At 66.8% G+C, this 15,807-nt stretch carries 12 protein-coding genes; 3 read left to right on the top strand and 9 right to left on the bottom strand.

The window, feature by feature from the left end:
- Nucleotides 1-60 precede the first annotated feature (60 nt).
- The 7 genes from IEX33_RS01900 to IEX33_RS01870 form a co-directional block, all read right to left on the bottom strand.
- Nucleotides 61-1,605: an amino acid permease gene (locus tag IEX33_RS01900; RefSeq protein WP_188727278.1), complete on the bottom strand. Its 1,545-nt coding sequence runs from the start codon at nucleotides 1,603-1,605 to the stop codon at nucleotides 61-63.
- A gap of 175 nt (nucleotides 1,606-1,780) precedes the next feature.
- Nucleotides 1,781-2,185 (bottom strand): DUF779 domain-containing protein, encoded by a 405-nt coding sequence (locus IEX33_RS01895; protein WP_188727276.1) that lies wholly within the window; start codon nucleotides 2,183-2,185, stop codon nucleotides 1,781-1,783.
- Nucleotides 2,185-3,207 carry an alcohol dehydrogenase AdhP gene (gene adhP / locus IEX33_RS01890; RefSeq protein ID WP_188727274.1) on the bottom strand — a complete coding sequence of 341 codons (1,023 nt, stop codon included), beginning with the start codon at nucleotides 3,205-3,207 and terminating at the stop codon, nucleotides 2,185-2,187. Before adhP ends, IEX33_RS01895 begins: the two co-directional genes overlap by 1 nt.
- Nucleotides 3,208-3,263: 56 nt before the next feature.
- Nucleotides 3,264-4,787 (bottom strand): acetaldehyde dehydrogenase ExaC, encoded by a 1,524-nt coding sequence (exaC, locus tag IEX33_RS01885; RefSeq protein WP_188727272.1) that lies wholly within the window; start codon nucleotides 4,785-4,787, stop codon nucleotides 3,264-3,266.
- A gap of 149 nt (nucleotides 4,788-4,936) precedes the next feature.
- On the bottom strand, nucleotides 4,937-6,292 hold the full coding sequence (locus IEX33_RS01880; RefSeq protein ID WP_188727270.1) for a helix-turn-helix domain-containing protein: 1,356 nt from the start codon (nucleotides 6,290-6,292) through the stop codon (nucleotides 4,937-4,939).
- A gap of 126 nt (nucleotides 6,293-6,418) precedes the next feature.
- Nucleotides 6,419-7,876 carry an FAD-dependent oxidoreductase gene (locus IEX33_RS01875; protein ID WP_377089733.1) on the bottom strand — a complete coding sequence of 486 codons (1,458 nt, stop codon included), beginning with the start codon at nucleotides 7,874-7,876 and terminating at the stop codon, nucleotides 6,419-6,421.
- A 53-nt stretch (nucleotides 7,877-7,929) separates the two neighbouring features.
- Entirely contained in the window at nucleotides 7,930-8,928 is a 999-nt protein-coding gene (locus tag IEX33_RS01870; protein ID WP_188727269.1) for a DNA topoisomerase IB, read from the bottom strand.
- Nucleotides 8,929-9,033: 105 nt separating this feature from the next.
- Here IEX33_RS01870 and rarD point away from each other — a divergent pair, with 105 nt between their 5' ends.
- Together rarD and IEX33_RS01860 are read left to right on the top strand one after the other, a co-directional pair.
- Entirely contained in the window at nucleotides 9,034-10,065 is a 1,032-nt protein-coding gene (rarD, locus tag IEX33_RS01865) for an EamA family transporter RarD (RefSeq protein ID WP_188727267.1), read from the top strand.
- Entirely contained in the window at nucleotides 10,062-11,207 is a 1,146-nt protein-coding gene (locus IEX33_RS01860) for a phytase (RefSeq protein ID WP_188727265.1), read from the top strand. The genes rarD and IEX33_RS01860 overlap by 4 nt, the downstream gene beginning before the upstream one ends.
- Nucleotides 11,208-11,337: 130 nt before the next feature.
- Here IEX33_RS01860 and gabT read toward each other — a convergent pair whose 3' ends face one another.
- Together gabT and IEX33_RS01850 are read right to left on the bottom strand one after the other, a co-directional pair.
- Nucleotides 11,338-12,708 (bottom strand): 4-aminobutyrate--2-oxoglutarate transaminase, encoded by a 1,371-nt coding sequence (gene gabT, locus IEX33_RS01855; protein WP_188727263.1) that lies wholly within the window; start codon nucleotides 12,706-12,708, stop codon nucleotides 11,338-11,340.
- 55 nt (nucleotides 12,709-12,763) lie between these two features.
- Nucleotides 12,764-14,194, bottom strand: a complete 1,431-nt coding sequence (locus IEX33_RS01850; RefSeq protein ID WP_188727261.1) for a gamma-aminobutyraldehyde dehydrogenase — start codon at nucleotides 14,192-14,194, stop codon at nucleotides 12,764-12,766.
- A gap of 168 nt (nucleotides 14,195-14,362) precedes the next feature.
- Between IEX33_RS01850 and IEX33_RS01845 the strand changes: the two genes are divergently transcribed.
- Nucleotides 14,363-15,799, top strand: coding sequence for a PucR family transcriptional regulator (locus IEX33_RS01845; protein ID WP_188727259.1), 1,437 nt, complete (start codon nucleotides 14,363-14,365; stop codon nucleotides 15,797-15,799).
- Nucleotides 15,800-15,807 lie beyond the last annotated feature (8 nt).

Below are 15,807 nucleotides of genomic sequence, written 5' to 3'. Positions count from 1 at the left end.
TGGAAGCCGGGCATGCGAATGCCCGCCCGGGCGGCCAGGGCGGGCATTCGGGGAAGGGGATCAGACGCGGGTGAGCTCGTCGCCGTCGCGCACCTCGCCTGAAGCCGTTCCGTTGACCGCACTGCTGGCGTCGCCGAACCGCTCGTTGAGGCGGGAGTGGCGCTGGCCGTAGGCGAAGTAGATCGCCATGCCGATGACCAGCCAGATGGCAAAGAAGATCCACGTCTCCACCGCAAGGTTGGTCATGAGGTAGAGGCACAGCACCGCGGACACGATGGGCAGGACCTTTCCGAAGGGGACGCGGAAGGCGGGCTTCAGGTCAGGGCGCTTCTTGCGGAGCACCAGGATGCCGAGGCTTACCACCACGAACGCGGACAGCGTTCCGATGTTGATCATTTCCTCCAGCAGGTCCACGTTGGTCAGGCCGGCCACCAGTGCGACGCCGGCGCCGCAGATGACCTGGAGGCGTACCGGCGTCGAACGCTTCTCGCTGGTCCTGGACAGCGCCCGGGGCAGGAGGCCGTCGCGGCTCATGGCCAGAACCACGCGGGACAGGCCCATGAGGAGAACCATGATCACGGTGGTCAGGCCCACCAGCGAGCCGAAGGCGATGACCTTGGCGGCTGACGTGTCGCCTACGGCTTCGAAGGCGGTGGTGAGGGTGGGGTTCTCAGCTTCGGCCAGCTGCGTGTAGGACACCATGCCGGTCAGGGCCAGCGAGACCAGGATGTAGAGCAGGGTCACCAGGGCCAGTCCGCCGAAGATGCCGCGCGGCAGGGTCTTCTGCGGGTTCTTCACTTCCTCGGCGGAGGTGGCCACCACGTCAAATCCGATGAACGCGAAGAACACCAGCGCGGCACCGGCAAAGATGCCCAAGGTGCCGTACTGGGCCGGCGCGGCCCCGGTCAGGAAGCCGAAGAACGACTGCTTGAGGACGTCGGCGGTGCCCGTGCCGCCGGTGGGCTCAGCGGCGGGAACGAACGGGGCGTAGTTTTCGAACTTCACGTAGGTGAAGCCCACCACGATCACGAAGAGGACGACGCCGATCTTGATCAGGGTGAAGATGTTGCCTACGCGGGCGGACAGCTTGGTGCCAAGGACCAGCAGCACGGTGAAGACGGCGACGATCAGGAAGGCGCCCCAGTAAAGGTCAACCCCGCCCAGGGAGACCGCCGGCGGAATGTCGGCCCCCATGAGGGCGAACACCTTGCTGAGGTAAATGCCCCAGTACTTGGCGATGACTGCTGCGGCGGTGAAGAGTTCCAGGATCAGGTTCCAGCCGATGATCCAGGCGAGGAGTTCGCCCATGGTGGCGTAAGTGAAGACGTAGGCGGAGCCTGCCACCGGGATGGCGGTGGCGAACTCGGCGTAGCACATGATGGCCAGCGCGCACGTGACCGCGGCAACGGCAAAGGACAGCGTCACGGCCGGTCCCGAGAAGTTGGCTGCCGCTTTGGCGCCCACGGAGAAGATGCCGGCGCCGACAGCCACCGCGACGCCCATGATCATCAGGTCCCAGGTGCTGAGGGAGCGCTTGAGCTTGCGTCCGGGCTCATCGGCGTCGGCCATCGACTGCTCGATGGATTTGGTCCGGAGAAGGTTCATAGGGGAATCACAATCCTGGTTTCGGCTGGAAACAGACCTCCTAACGCTAGTGTCCATCCACTGGACGGGCCGAATTGTCCCGAATGGTGAGATGCGCGATGTGCCAAACTTTGTTCCGGTGAATGCACGTGGGACCCACCGGTTGGAGGGTCCCACGTGTGCTTCGGCCGAATTATTAGGCAGGCCAGTCCATGAGGGTGGAACGGATCAGGAACCGTTTGCCCTCCGGCGCTTCCACGGAAAACCCGCTTCCCCGCCCCGCAACCACATCCACGGTCAGGTGGGTATGGCTCCAGTAACTGAATTGTTCCCGTGACATCCAGAATTCCAGCGGCCGCGGTTCCAGTCCGTCGGAGAGGTCGAAGAGGCCCAGCAGGACGTCTGCTTCCGCGGTGATGAAGTCGCCCGCCGGATAGCACATGGGCGAGGACCCGTCGCAGCAGCCGCCGGACTGGTGAAACATGAGCGGCCCGTGCTGGAGCCACAGCTTCCGCAGCAGCTGCACGGCGGCCGGGGTGAGCGCCACCCGGGAGAAGTCTTCCCCGGGCAGCGTCACCGCGGCCTTCAGCGTGTCCGGCATCAGAACCTCAGGACCACGCGGCCGTCGATCTTGGCGTGCTTCATCTCATCGAGCACCGCGTTGATTTCCGAGAGCTCCCGCACTGACACGGTGGGGTGGATCTTGCCCTGCGAGTAGAAGTCCAGCGCTTCCTCCATGTCCTGCCGGGTTCCCACGATCGAACCGCGGACTGTCAGGCCCTTGAGCACAATCTCGAAGATCGGTGCGGGAAAGTCGCCGGGCGGCAGCCCGTTGAACACGATCGTCCCGCCACGGCGTGCCATGCCGATGGCCTGGCCGAACGCCGACGGGTGCACGGCCGTGACCAGGACACCATGGCAACCTCCGGTTTCGCGCTGGATGACTTCCACCGGGTCCTCGTGCAGGGCGTTGACCGTCAGTTCGGCGCCGTGGGCCTTCGCCAGGGCGAGCTTGTCGTCGGCGATGTCCACCGCCGCAACCCGGAGGCCCATGGCCACCGCGTACTGGACGGCGATGTGGCCCAGGCCGCCGATGCCGGAGATGGTGACCCACTGGCCGGGCTTGGCCTCGGTCATCTTCAGGCCCTTGTAGACGGTGACGCCGGCGCACAGCACCGGCGCCACCTCGACGGGGTCGGATCCCGCCGGTATGCGGGCGGCGAACCGCGAGTCCACCAGCATGTACTCGCCGAATGAGCCGTCCACGCTGTAGCCGGCGTTCTTCTGCACTTCGCAGAGCGTCTCCCAGCCGGTGCGGCAGTACTGGCAGTCGCCGCAGGCGGACCAGAGCCAGGCGTTGCCAACCAGGTCACCGACGGCCAGGTCCGTGACGCCCTCGCCGAGGGCCACCACTTCTCCCACGCCCTCGTGGCCGGGGATGAAGGGCGGTGAGGGCTTGACGGGCCAGTCACCTTCTGCTGCGTGGAGGTCGGTGTGGCAGACGCCGGTGGTCAGGACCTTGACCAGGGCCTGTCCCGGACCGGGGGTGGGAATCTCGAGGTCCTGGACCTGGAGGTCCTTGCCGAACTCGGTTACTACTGCTGCTTGCATTCTCGTCGTCATTGGCGAAATCCTTGCGTCGTTGTAGCTGGGTTGGAGCGGGGGTGCAGCGGCGGCTCCTAGAAGAAGCCGAGCTTGTTTTCGTTGTAGCTGACCAGCAGGTTCTTGGTCTGCTGGTAGTGGTCCAGCATCATGGAGTGGTTCTCACGCCCGATGCCTGAGGACTTGTAGCCGCCAAACGCGGCCCCGGCCGGGTAGGCGTGGTAGTTGTTCACCCAGACACGGCCGGCCTGGATTTCCCGGCCCGCCCGGTACGCGACGTTGCCGTTGCGCGACCAGACTCCGGCGCCGAGGCCGTACAGGGTGTCGTTGGCAAGGCCCATGGCGTCGTTGTAGTCGCTGAACTTCGTCACGGCGACCACCGGGCCAAAGATCTCCTCCTGGAAGATCCGCATCTTGTTGTGGCCCTCAAAGACCGTGGGCTGGACGTAGAAACCGCCGGCGAGGTCGCCGGGCAGTTCGGCCCGGGCGCCGCCGGTCAGGACCTTGGCGCCTTCCTGCTTTCCGATATCGATGTAGGACAGGATCTTCTCGAGCTGGTCGTTGGAGGCCTGGGCGCCCACCTGCGTCTCGGTGTCCAGCGGGTTGCCCTGCACCATCTTCTCCACCCGGGCAACGGCGTCGGCCATGAAGGACTCGTAGATGTCTTCCTGGACCAGGGCGCGGGACGGGCAGGTGCACACCTCGCCCTGGTTGAAGGCGAACAGCGCGAAGCCTTCCTGTGCCTTGTCGTAGAAGGCGTCGTTTTCCTGGGCGACATCGTTGAAGAAGATGTTGGGGCTCTTGCCGCCGAGTTCAAGGGTGACAGGAATCAGGTTCTGGCTGGCGTACTGGCTGATCAGCCGGCCCGTGGTGGTCTCGCCCGTGAAGGCGATCTTGCGGATGCGGGGGCTGGACGCGAGCGGCTTTCCGGCCTCGACGCCGAAACCGTTGACCACGTTCAGGACGCCGGCGGGGAGCAGGTCGCCGATGAGCTCCATCAGGACCAGGATGGACGACGGCGTCTGCTCGGCAGGCTTGAGCACCACGGCGTTGCCGGCGGCGAGCGCGGGAGCGAGCTTCCAGACGGCCATCAGGATGGGGAAGTTCCAGGGGATGATCTGGCCGACGACGCCGAGCGGCTCGTGGTAGTGGTAGGCGGTGGTGTCGTCGTCGAGCTGCGAGAGCCGGCCCTCCTGGGCGCGGACGGCGGAGGCGAAGTAGCGGAAGTGGTCTGCGGCCAGGGGCATGTCGGCGTTGAGGGTTTCGCGGATGGGCTTGCCGTTGTCCCAGGACTCGGCGACGGCCAGCATTTCCAGGTTCTCGTCGATCCGGTCAGCGATTTTGTTCAGGATCGCGGCGCGCTCGGCCACGGAGGTTTTGCCCCAGGACGGTGCAACCTTGTGCGCGGCGTCGAGTGCCAGTTCAATGTCCTCGGCTGTTCCGCGGGCCACCTCGCAGAAGACCTTGCCCGTGACGGGGGTGACGTTTTCGAAGTACTGGCCCTTGACGGGGGCCACCCACTCGCCGCCGATCCAGTTCTCGTAGCGGTCCTTGAAGGTGACCTTCGAACCCTCGGTACCGGGCTGGGCGTAAACAGTCATTGCTAGCTCCTTTGCTGTGCATGGGGCGGAGGCCGGGTCATGGCGTCCGCCGTTGCACTCAGCGTAGGAGGGCAAAGGTTGCAGTCAGGTTGCACCGGAGTGGTCCAGCTCACAGAAAGGTCGCCGGATGGAACGACGGCGGCAGGGGCCTAGGCGCTGAGTTCGGCTTCCAGCCGCTCGAGGTCGGCGACGACGGCGGCACGCTTGGGCGAGCGGGCAGGCAGCAGTTTCAGGGCGGCACGGCGGACCCCGACGTCGTCCCTCGCCTCCGGCAGCTCCGCGTACCTGAGCAGCGTTTCGGCGCTGCCGTCGGTGAGGACGGCTTCCCGCATCAGGGATGAGACCCTGTCCCGAAGGTCGATGATGCCGGGCGCCTCGGACTTGGGCAGTACGGCGCCGCGGTAGATCTCGAGCGCGATCCGGTGGGCGCCGCGCTGAAGGCAGTTCAGGACCTGGCCGCTGTCCGGCACAAGGTCCATGCTGAGCTTGTACGGCCGGGACTCCGGCACGGCGGCAGGGTTGAGCTGCTGCAGGACCTTGCGCAGCCTGACCATTTCGGCGCGCAGGGTCATGGTGGAGCCGTCGCCCGGGTACAGGAGGACGCTGAGTTCCTCGGCGCTCAGTCCTTCAGGGTGCGAGCTCAGCAGGGCGAGGATTTCGCTGTGCCGGGCGGACAGCACCACGGTTTTGCCTTCGATGCTGAGGAGGGCCTGGTCGCGGCCCAGCAGCTGGAGGCTGTTGCGGTACAGGCTGCCTTCCTTCGCCCCTGCCCCCGGAGACCGGGAAGCGCTGCCCTGGCTCCGCCGTCGTGCGGGCCTGCTGGCCAGCGACGCCGCCAGCTGCAGCCGTTCAACCCGCAGCTGCGCCTGCGCGGCGGCCACGGTCGCCTCGACGAGCGACAACGTGTGGGGTGCTACCGCCGTGGCCGTACCCGTAATGTCCACCACGCCCAGGACGGCTCCGGAATCCGGATCGTGGAAAGGAACAGCGGTGCAGCTCCACGGGTGGACCGTCCGCTGGTAGTGCTCGGCACCGGATATCTGGATGCCCCGGCCCAGGGCCAGCGCGGTTCCGGGCGCGCTGGTGCCAACGGTGGCTTCGGACCAGTCGGCGCCCGGGACGAACATCATGCCCTCGGCCCGGCGCTGCAGCGCGGGGTCCCCGTCAACCCACAGCAGCCTGCCCACTTCGTCGCCCACTGCCACCAGCAGGCCGCTGTCATGGCTGGGCTGCACCAGGAGTTTGTTGATCACCGGCATGATGGCGGCCAGGGGGTGCTGCCTGCGGTAGTCGTCCAGTTCGTCCAGGTCCATGGCCAGCGGGGCCGCCGGATTGTCCGGGTTCGCTTTGAAACCTGCCGACCGCTGCCAGGATTCGCGGATCAGGGCACGCAGGCCCGGCAACTCAGGCGCATCGGCGAACGTACCGCCGTCGAGCTGCTCATGCGCGGCCAGGGCGTGGAGCTGCAGCGACTCGCCGGCGCCGGGCTGGGTGAGGTTCGTCATCGAACTCCTGGTTGCGCAATCCGTCTGCAAGGGGGCACGGCCGCAGGCTGCCGGCCAAGGGGTGGTGGCCATTGTAGCGCGGCCCCTCTCCCCCACCTAGCCTCGGAGCCGGGAACGCGGGGTGGGTCAGCCGCGGGAGATGCGGATCATCTCCTCGCGGGGCACCACCTTGATGCGTTCGCGGACCACGTGGTCCAGGCCCTCCGGACCGGTCCAGGCCGCACCAAGCCCTGCCTCGTGGGCGTCCAGCCTGTTCCAGCCCTCCCACGTGGTGTATTCGATGCCACGCTCTTCCAGCAGGTCGATGATGGCCTGGGGGTCGGGGTTCTGGGCCGGCGGCAGGGTAAGCCTGTCCTCGAGCAGGAAGCCGATGGTCTCCAGGGCGTCGCCCTTGGTGTGGCCGATCAGGCCCACCGGTCCGCGCTTGATCCAGCCGGTGGCGTAGATGCCCGGCACCGGGTCGCCCGCGGCGTCGAGCACGCGGCCGCCTTCGTTGGGGATGACGCCACGTTTGGCGTCGTACTCAAGTTCGTCCAGGGCGGACCCGTGGTAGCCGATGGCCCGGTAGACCGCCTGGACGGGGTATTCGATGTACTCCCCGGTGCCTTTCACGTTGCCGGTGCCGTCGAGCTGCATGCGCTCGAACTTGATGCCGCCCACTTTACCCGTGCCGCCTTCGCCGAGTATTTCAACCGGGCTGTGCAGGAAGTGCAGGTGCAGCCGCCGGGACGAGGGGTTCTCCGACTCGGTGTGTTCCTCCACCAGCCAGTTGGTGAGGGTGTTCACCATGGTCTTGATCTGGTTGTTGCTGCGGATGGCTTCATCGGAGGCTTCGTCGAATTCGAAGTCTTCGGGGTAGAGCACAATGTCCACGTCGTTCATGTGGCTCAGTTCGCGGAGCTCCAGCGGCGTGAACTTCACCTGGGCAGGGCCGCGCCGGCCGAACACGTGCACGTCCGTGACCGGGGAAGACTTGAGGCCGGCGTACACGTTGTCCGGGATCTCGGTGCTCAGCAGCTCTTCGGGGTGCTTGACCAGCATCCGCGCCACGTCCAAGGCCACGTTGCCGTTGCCGATCACGGCGATTTCCCTGGCGTCCAGCGGCCATTCGCGGGGCACGTCCGGGTGGCCGTCGTACCAGGAGACGAAGTCCGCGCCGCCGAACGAGCCCTGCAGGTCGATGCCGGGGATGTCCAGGTCCGCGTCCTTGACGGCCCCGGTGGAGAAGATCACGGCGTCGTAGAAGGCGCGGAAGTCGTGGAGGGTGAGGTCACGGCCGTAGGTCACGTTGCCGAGGAACCGGATGTCGCCGCGGTCCAGGACCTTGTGCAGGGCATTGACGATGCCCTTGATGCGGGGGTGGTCCGGGGCCACGCCATAACGGATCAGGCCGTACGGCGCCGGGTAGGCCTCGAAGAGGTCGATGCTGACCTCGAAGTCGCCGTCCTTGACCCCGCTGGACTTGGTCAGGATGTCCGCAGCGTAGACGCCCGCCGGTCCCGCGCCCACAATGGCAACGCGGAGGGGACGGGAAGAGGTGGTTTCGCTGTGGTTGGACACCGGAAGCCCTTCTGAACTGATCATCTGATGCATGACGTCGCGCCGAACAGGTAGCGCACAGTCCCCTATTCTAGGCCTCAGCCGCTTTTCGCCAGCGGAACCACGTCGCCTTCCCGGTACAGCAGCGCCCGGAGCTCGGCCTCGGCGGAGTCCGGGCGTTTGGGGTCGATGGTTTCGCCCTCGTGGTAATGGTCCAGCACGCGCGGGTCCACGTAGCTCTTGCGGGCGATGGACGGAGTGTTGCCCAGCACCTCGGACGCGTCAATCATGGCCCGGCTGATGGCGCGTTTGCGCTTGGCGGCCGTCCGCTGCGGGCCGGTCCGGGCCAGGCTGGCAGCGGCAGCCGCGGTTCCGCGCAGGGTCCGGAAGTCCTTGGCGGTGAAGTCCGAGCCGGTCCGCTCCTTCACGTAGGCGTTGATGTCCGCGCTGGTGACGGGACGCCAGCGCCGGCCCTCCTTGTATGCCAGGAGCCTGGCGTTCCCGCCGCGGCGCTTGAGCAGGCGCAGCAGGGCGGCGAGGTCGGCGTCGCGGATTTCCGATTCCCAGTCCTTGCCGCTCTTGGCCGGGAAACTCAGGTGGACCCGGTCCTTGCGCACCTGCACATGGGCACACAGCAGGGTGGCGAGCCCGTGGCTGCCGTTCTCGTTCGTGTACCGTTCGGACCCCACCCGCAGGGACCCGCTGTCCAGCATCCTGAAAGCGCCGGCGAGGACGCGCTCGCGCGGGAACCCCTCCCCGCGCAGGTCCATGGTGACCCGGCGCCGGGCAGCGGGCAGGGACTCGGCCAACTGCAGGGCGCGGTCGAACTTGACCCGGTCCTTCCGTTCCCGCCATTCCGGATGGTAGATGTACTGGCGCCGGCCCACGGCGTCCAGCCCGGTGGCCTGGATGTGCCCGTTTTCAAACGGGGCAATCCAGACGTCGGTCCAGGCCGGCGGGATGCCAATGCTCTCCAGCCGGTCCCGGACAGGGCCGGCCGGCAGTGTTGAACCGTCGAGGTCCCGGAAGCTGAAGCCCTTGCCGGCGGCGACACGGCGGTAGCCCCGGCCTGAGGCGTTGCTGCGGCGGAGCCTCACAGGGCCGTGCCCGGCCGCTTCGCGAATGTCATGAAAGCAAGCCTACTGACTATTTCCCGGATTGCATGTCCTGCCTGCTGGAATACCTGCCAATGAGGTGGTGTTATGGGTTTCGTGCCCTCTCCCGACGGATCGTCCTCCCCCAGCGCCCCGGCTCCCGCGGCTGCCGCCGGCCCTCCTTCCCCGGCAGCGGGCCCCAAGGCAGTGGGTCCCAAGGCAGTGGACAAGGAGACGACGGCGGGAGTCCTCTTTGGTATCGCCGCCTACGGGCTGTGGGGGCTGCTCCCGCTGTACTTCTTTGTGCTCATGCCGGCCGGCGCCGTCGAGATCGTGGCCAACCGGGTGGTGTGGTCGCTGCTGTTCTGCGCCCTCCTCATCACGGTGACCCGCGCCTGGTCAGCCCTGGCCCAGGCCCTTCGGAACCGCGCCGTGTTCGGTTCCCTGGCCCTGGCCGCATTGCTGATCGCCGTCAACTGGCTCACCTACACCTATGGGGTCACCACCGGGCAGGCTGTTGAGGCGTCCCTGGGCTACTTCATCAACCCGCTGGTGTCCGTGCTGCTTGGCGTGTTTGTCCTGAAGGAGAAGCTGCGGCCGCTGCAGTGGGCCGCCGTCGGCATCGGGTTTGTGGCGGTGGGCGTCCTGACCTATTCCTACGGCAAGCTCCCGTGGATCGCCCTGACCCTGGCGTTCAGCTTTGGCCTGTACGGGTTCGTCAAGAAACGGGTGGGTCCACGGGTGGACGCCGTCACGAGCCTCAGCGTGGAAACCATGGTGCTGGCCCCCTTTGCAGCGGCCACCATGATCTTCCTGGCCGCCACCGGAACCGACACGCTCACCACGCAGGGTCCCGGCCATTTCTGGCTCCTGGTGGCGTCCGGGGTGATCACCGCGGTTCCGCTGCTGTTCTTCGGCGCTTCCGCCCGCAGGCTTCCCATGACCACCATCGGCCTGCTCCAGTACTGCGCTCCCGTCCTGCAGTTCATCATTGCCCTCGTGGTGTTCAGGGAAGCGATGACCGTGGACCGCTGGATCGGGTTCGGCGTGGTATGGCTGGCCCTGGCCGTCCTCACCGCGGACATGCTGGGGACGGCACGCAGGAACTCGGTGGCCAAACGCGCAAAGCGGGGCACATGACATCTCCTGCCGCGGGAAACACCAGGCGTACCCGCATCCGGATCGCCGTCGCCGCGCTCCTCGCGCTTGCAGTCCTTGCGGCGCTGGTGCTGATCACCAACCTCCCGTCCGGGGACCAGCCGCCCGGACCTGCCAGCCCTGAACCTTCTCCGCCCACCACATCGGCACCGGCCCCGGCGGCCGGGGGACCCACCGTGGAGACGTCCAGCTTTTCGGGGTCAGGAGACGTGGCGGATGACGCGGCCATCTGGGTGGACCCCGCCAATCCGGCCAACAGCGTGGTAATCGCGGACAACAAGGCAGACACGGGCGGGGGAATCGGCGTCTTTGGGATGGACGGCAAACTGATCCACTTCCGTCCGGACGGAAAGATCGGCAACGTCGACCTGAGGACAGGGTTCCCGCTGTCCGGGGAATCGGCCGTGCTGGTGGGCGGGAACAACCGGACGGAAGACACCCTGGCCCTGTGGACCCTGGACCCAAAGACCCGGGAGCTCACACCCGTTGCGGCGGGCAGCATCAGGACGTTCGCGCCCAACTACGGCTTCTGCATGTACCGCAGCAGCACCAGCGGCAAGTTCTACGCCTTTGTCACCCCGAACGAGGAAGGGCCCATCCAACAGTTCGAGTTGGTTGACGACGGCGAAAGCCGGGTGGAGGCGGAGCTCGTCAGGGAGCTCCCGGTCAGCAGCATCACGGAAAGCTGCGTGGCGGACGACGAGCTGGGGCACCTCTACATCGCGCAGGAGGACGTCGGTGTGTGGAAGTACAGCGCCGAACCCGACGCCGGCAAGGAACGGACCGCCGTGGACAAAACCGGCGCAGGGCGGCTCGTGGCAGACGTGGAGGGGCTGGGCATCAGCTACGGCCCCGGCGGATCAGGGCACCTTTTCGTGTCCAGCCAGGGCGACTCCACCATTGCCATCTATGAGCGGTCCGGCAGCAACGCTTTTGTCAGGAAGTTCAGTGTGGGCGGAAACGGGGATATCGACGGCGTGTCCGGAACCGACGGCCTGGACGTGACGGCACTGGACGCCGGGCCGCAGTTCGAAGAGGGACTTCTGGTGGTCCACGACGAAGAGAACAGCGGCGGGACAACGTCCAACCTGAAGTACATTCCGCTGGCCTCCATCCTTCGCTGATCCGGACCGCCCCGGCAGGGGTTCCCCGGGCATCCCCTGCCGAAGCAGGAAAGCCCCAGGTCCCGGGAAGCATGCGCTCCGGGGCCTGGGGCTGCGTGCGCCCTCGCGGGGTGTTGGTTATAGGTAGGTGTTACGCGTTGGCCCGGATGGCGGCGGCGAGGACGTCCAGGCCGTCGTTGAGCAGCTCATCGGTGATGACCAGCGGCGGCAGCAGACGGATCACGTTGCCGTAGGTTCCGCAGGTCAGGATGATGACGCCTTCCTTGAGGCAGGCAGCGGCAACGGCCTTGGTCAGTTCCGGGTTGGGGTCTTTGGAGCCGGCCTGGACCAGTTCAATGGCCAGCATGGCGCCGCGGCCGCGGATGTCACCGATGACGGCAGTCCCGGCGGCGGCGAGCTCGGACTGGAGCTCGCGGAGCCGGCCGGTGGCGAGTTCCTCGATGTGGCGGGCACGCCCGTTGAGGTTGTACTCCTCCATGGAGCCGATGGACGCAAGGGCAGCGGCGCAGGCAACCGGGTTGCCGCCGTAGGTGCCGCCCAGGCCGCCCGGGTGGACGGCGTCCAGCAGGTCTGCCCGGCCGGTGATGGCGGACAGCGGCATGCCGCCGGCGATGCCCTTGGCCATGGTCAGGATGTCCGGGACAACGCCTTCGTGGTTGACGGCGAACCATTCACCGGTGCGGCAGAAGCCGGACTGGACCTCGTCCGCGATGAAGACGATGCCCTTTTCCTTGGCCCACGCGGCCAGTGCCGGGAGGAAGCCCTCGGCCGGGACGATGAAGCCGCCCTCGCCCTGGATGGGTTCGATGATGATCGCGGCAACCTGGTCCCCGCCGATCTGCTTTTCGATCATGGTGATGGCGCGCTTGGCGGCCTCGGCACCGGTGATCTCCGGGTTTTCCTCGCGGTAGGGGTAGCTCATGGGCATGCGGTAGACCTCGGGCGCGAACGGGCCGAAGTTGGTCTTGTACGGCATGGCCTTGGCGGTGAGCGCCATGGTGAGGTTGGTCCGGCCGTGGTAGGCGTGGTCGAAAGCCACGACGGCGTCGCGTCCGGTGGCGAGGCGGGCCACCTTGACGGCGTTCTCCACGGCCTCGGCGCCGGAGTTGAAGAGGACGGTGCGCTTCTCGTGGCTGCCCGGGGTGAGGCGGTTCAGCTGTTCGGCCACTGCCACGTAGCCCTCGTAGGGGGTCACCATGAAGCAGGTGTGGGTGAAGTGCTCCACGGCTTCCTTGACGGCCCCGACGACGGCGGGATCGGACGCGCCGACGCTCGTCACGGCGATGCCCGAGCCGAGGTCGATGAAGGAGTTGCCGTCGACGTCGTGGATGATCCCGCCGTCGGCGTCGGCAACGTAGACGGGGACGCTGGAGGCGACGCCGGCGGCGACGACTGCCTTGCGGCGTTCCGTCAGCGCCACGGACTTGGGGCCGGGGAAGTCAGCCTGGACCCGGCGCTTCTGCTCCAGGCGGAAGGTGATGTCTGATGCTGTGGTGGTCATGGGGAGGCCTTTCTTTGAAGCCTGGGATTTGGTGCGGTCGAAATGGAAGGCGCGGTTACGCGTCGAGGGCGGACATGACGTGCTTGATGCGCGTGTAGTCCTCCACGCCGTACATGGAGAGGTCCTTGCCGTAGCCGGACTGCTTGAAACCGCCATGGGGCATCTCGGCTGTAAGGAGGATGTGGGTGTTGATCCAGACGGCACCGAAATCGAGGTCCCGGCTGAGCCGCATGGCCGTGCCGTGGTTGCTGGTCCAGACGCTCGAGGCCAGGGCGTAGTCAACGTCGTTCGCCAGCTCAACGGCCTCTTCCTCGGTGCTGAACTTCTGCACCGTGATGACGGGTCCAAAGGTTTCCTTCTGGACAATGTCGTCGGTCTGTTTGGCACCGGTGACGATGGTGGGTTCGAAGAAGTAGCCCTTCTCCCCCGCCCGGTGGCCGCCAGTGACAATCTTGCAGTTCTCCGGCAGGTTTTCCACCACGGAGCTGACGGCATTGAAGTGGTTGATGTTGTTGAGCGGGCCGAAGTAGTTGTCCTCGTCGTTCTGCGAGCCCGTGTGCAGGGTCCTGGTGTGCTCCACCATGGCCGCCACGACGTCGTCGTGCACGGAATCCTCCACCAGCACCCGCGTGATGGCCGTGCAGTCCTGCCCGGCGTTGAAGAACGCGAATTCGGCAATCGCCGCCGCGCTCTTCTTGATGTCGGCGTCCTTGAACACAATGGCGGGAGCCTTGCCGCCAAGCTCCAGGTGCGCACGCTTGAGGCCCTTGGCCGCACCCGAGGCCACCGCGATGCCGGCGCGGACGGAGCCGGTGATGGACACCAGGCCGGGGACCTTGTGGTCAACCATCATGGCGCCGGTCTCGCCGGTGCCCAGCACCACGTTCAGGACGCCGGCCGGGAAGATCTCACCGGCCAGGCGGGCCAGGACCAGGGTGGATTCAGGCGTGGTGTCCGAGGGCTTCAGCACCACGGTGTTGCCGGCCGCCAGTGCGGGACCGATCTTCCAGATGGCCATCAGGAACGGGTAGTTCCAGGGTGCCACCTGCGCCACGACGCCAATGGGCTCGCGGCGCACGTAGGAGGTGTGGCCCTCGAAGTATTCACCGGCGGACTTGCCCTCGAGGATGCGCGCCGCGCCGGCAAAGAAGCGGAGCTGGTCGGCGCCGGCGGCCACTTCCTCCGAGGCGATCAGCGAACGCACCTGGCCGGTGTTGCGGTGCTGGGCTTCCACGAGTTCATTGCTGTTGGCCTCGACGGCGTCGGCGAGCTTGAGGAGCATGAGCTGGCGCTGGCCCGGGGTGGCGTGCTTCCAGGTTGTGAAGGCGTCCTTGGCCGCGGTCATGGCAGCGTCCACATCGGCCTGCACCGAGACGGGCGACTGCGCCACGACCTCGCCGTTGGTGGGGTTCACGATGTCCAGCAGGGCAGTGCCGGCAGGAGTGACGAACTTCCCGTTGATGAAGTTCTGCAAGGTTTGGACCACGGTGTGCAACCTCTTTCGTAGGGGCCGTCCGCGCCCGGGCGGAATTCAGGGCGGAGGGATGGAACTGCCTAGAGCCTATGCCAGCGACCCTGCGCAGTGAATAGCCACCTGCACACCCTTCCTGAACGTGTTTAGTGCGGTTGCCCAGCGCCCCTTTATCCTTGATCCATGGCCATTTCCCTCGCCGCCCTCTTGGGTGTGAACTCCCTGAAGCTGACCAAAGCCGGGCTCGCGGAAACCACCTGGCACCAGGACATCAACTGGGTGGCAGTGACCGAGCTGGAGGATCCGCACCGCTTCATCAACGGCGGTGAACTCATCCTCACCACCGGCCTGCGCCTGCGGTCCGCCCCGGAACAGCGGCGGTTTGTCCGGCAGGTGCAGCGGGCCGGCGCGGTGGGCATTGGCTTCGGCGTAGGGCTCTCTCACGAGGCAGTCCCCCCGGCCCTGCTGGCGGAAGCCAACCGCTGGGGACTGCCCGTGGTGGAGGTCCCCTACGAGACGCCCTTCATCGCCATCGGCAAGCTGGTGGCCGATGCCCAGTCCGCAGACCACTACGCGAAGCTTGAACGGCTGATCGCCGGGCACCAGGTGCTGGCACGGGCACTGCTCACCGGCGGCGGGCTCTCCGAGCTGCTCAAGCACCTGGGCGGTATGCTGCGCACCGATGTTGCCCTGACCCAGTTCACGGCCCAGCTCTACAACAGCAGCAGCGAACCTCCCTCGGCGGACACCTGGTCCTCCTACCCCGTCCCCACCGGCCGGCGGGACGCCTGTACTTTGTGGGTCCGCCAGCCCTTCGAGGATTCAGGCATCATTGGCTACGCCCAGAACCTGATCAGCGTGGAGCTGAACAACATGGTCAAGCAGCGGCAGGCCCAGCGGGCATTGTGCGGCCAGGTCCTCGAGGACGTGATCCACGGGGCCCTGGAAACCAGCGAAGCCCAGCGGCGCCTGGCGGGCGTGGGCGTGAACAGCACCCGCAAGAACGTGGTGCTGCTGGCCGTCTCTGCCGCACACAACAAAGCCCTGGTGAGCACCTCCGTGCCGCGCGAGCTGGAGAACGCCGTGGCCGCCGTTGTGGGCAAGGACCTGGTGCTGGTGATTAATGACGACGGCGGCGGCGCACCTGCGCTGGCCCGCAAGCTGAGCGACCACCTCGCCGAGGCTGGCCTCCATGCGACCATCGGGATCGGCGGGGCGTACACCAAGCCGAACGGCCTGCGCTGGAGCTACTTCGAGGCCCGGGATGCCGCCAGCCACGGTTTGCCCGTCAACGAACCGGAGCGGCTGAGCCTCACGTCGCTGCTGCTGGCCAGCGAGGACGTGCCGCTGGCTGACATGGCCAACGAGTCCCTGAACCCGTTACGGACCTTCGATGCCGCGCACGGTTCGGAACTGATGACCACCTTGGAGAGCTACCTCAACAACAACGGCTCGGTGGCCGCGGTGGCGGAGGAGCTCACACTGCACCGGAACACGGTCCGCTACCGGCTGGCGCAGATCACCGAGCTGACCGGGTACGACCCCGCCGTCACCACGGACCGGGTCCAGCTCTGGCTGGCCCTGGCGGTGGCCCGGCTGGGCGCACGGCAGGGCAAGTAGCCGGCCCT

Source organism: Pseudarthrobacter scleromae (assembly GCF_014644515.1).
Taxonomy (GTDB): Bacteria; Actinomycetota; Actinomycetes; order Actinomycetales; family Micrococcaceae; genus Arthrobacter; species Arthrobacter scleromae.
Note: the sequence above shows the minus strand (reverse complement) of the source record. Positions and strands in the feature narration are given on the sequence as shown.

What these genes read in the sequence shown, in the direction of transcription:
- adhP (WP_188727274.1), bottom strand. Translation starts at nt 3,207, where the DNA reads ATGACGACGAGAATGCAAGCAGCAGTAGTAACCGAGTTCGGCAAGGAC.
- exaC (WP_188727272.1), bottom strand. Translation starts at nt 4,787, where the DNA reads ATGACTGTTTACGCCCAGCCCGGTACCGAGGGTTCGAAGGTCACCTTC.
- IEX33_RS01860 (WP_188727265.1), top strand. Translation starts at nt 10,062, where the DNA reads ATGACATCTCCTGCCGCGGGAAACACCAGGCGTACCCGCATCCGGATC.
- IEX33_RS01875 (WP_377089733.1), bottom strand. Translation starts at nt 7,876, where the DNA reads ATGATCAGTTCAGAAGGGCTTCCGGTGTCCAACCACAGCGAAACCACC.
- IEX33_RS01895 (WP_188727276.1), bottom strand. Translation starts at nt 2,185, where the DNA reads ATGCCGGACACGCTGAAGGCCGCGGTGACGCTGCCCGGGGAAGACTTC.
- gabT (WP_188727263.1), bottom strand. Translation starts at nt 12,708, where the DNA reads ATGACCACCACAGCATCAGACATCACCTTCCGCCTGGAGCAGAAGCGC.
- IEX33_RS01880 (WP_188727270.1), bottom strand. Translation starts at nt 6,292, where the DNA reads ATGACGAACCTCACCCAGCCCGGCGCCGGCGAGTCGCTGCAGCTCCAC.
- IEX33_RS01845 (WP_188727259.1), top strand. Translation starts at nt 14,363, where the DNA reads ATGGCCATTTCCCTCGCCGCCCTCTTGGGTGTGAACTCCCTGAAGCTG.
- rarD (WP_188727267.1), top strand. Translation starts at nt 9,034, where the DNA reads ATGGGTTTCGTGCCCTCTCCCGACGGATCGTCCTCCCCCAGCGCCCCG.
- IEX33_RS01900 (WP_188727278.1), bottom strand. Translation starts at nt 1,605, where the DNA reads ATGAACCTTCTCCGGACCAAATCCATCGAGCAGTCGATGGCCGACGCC.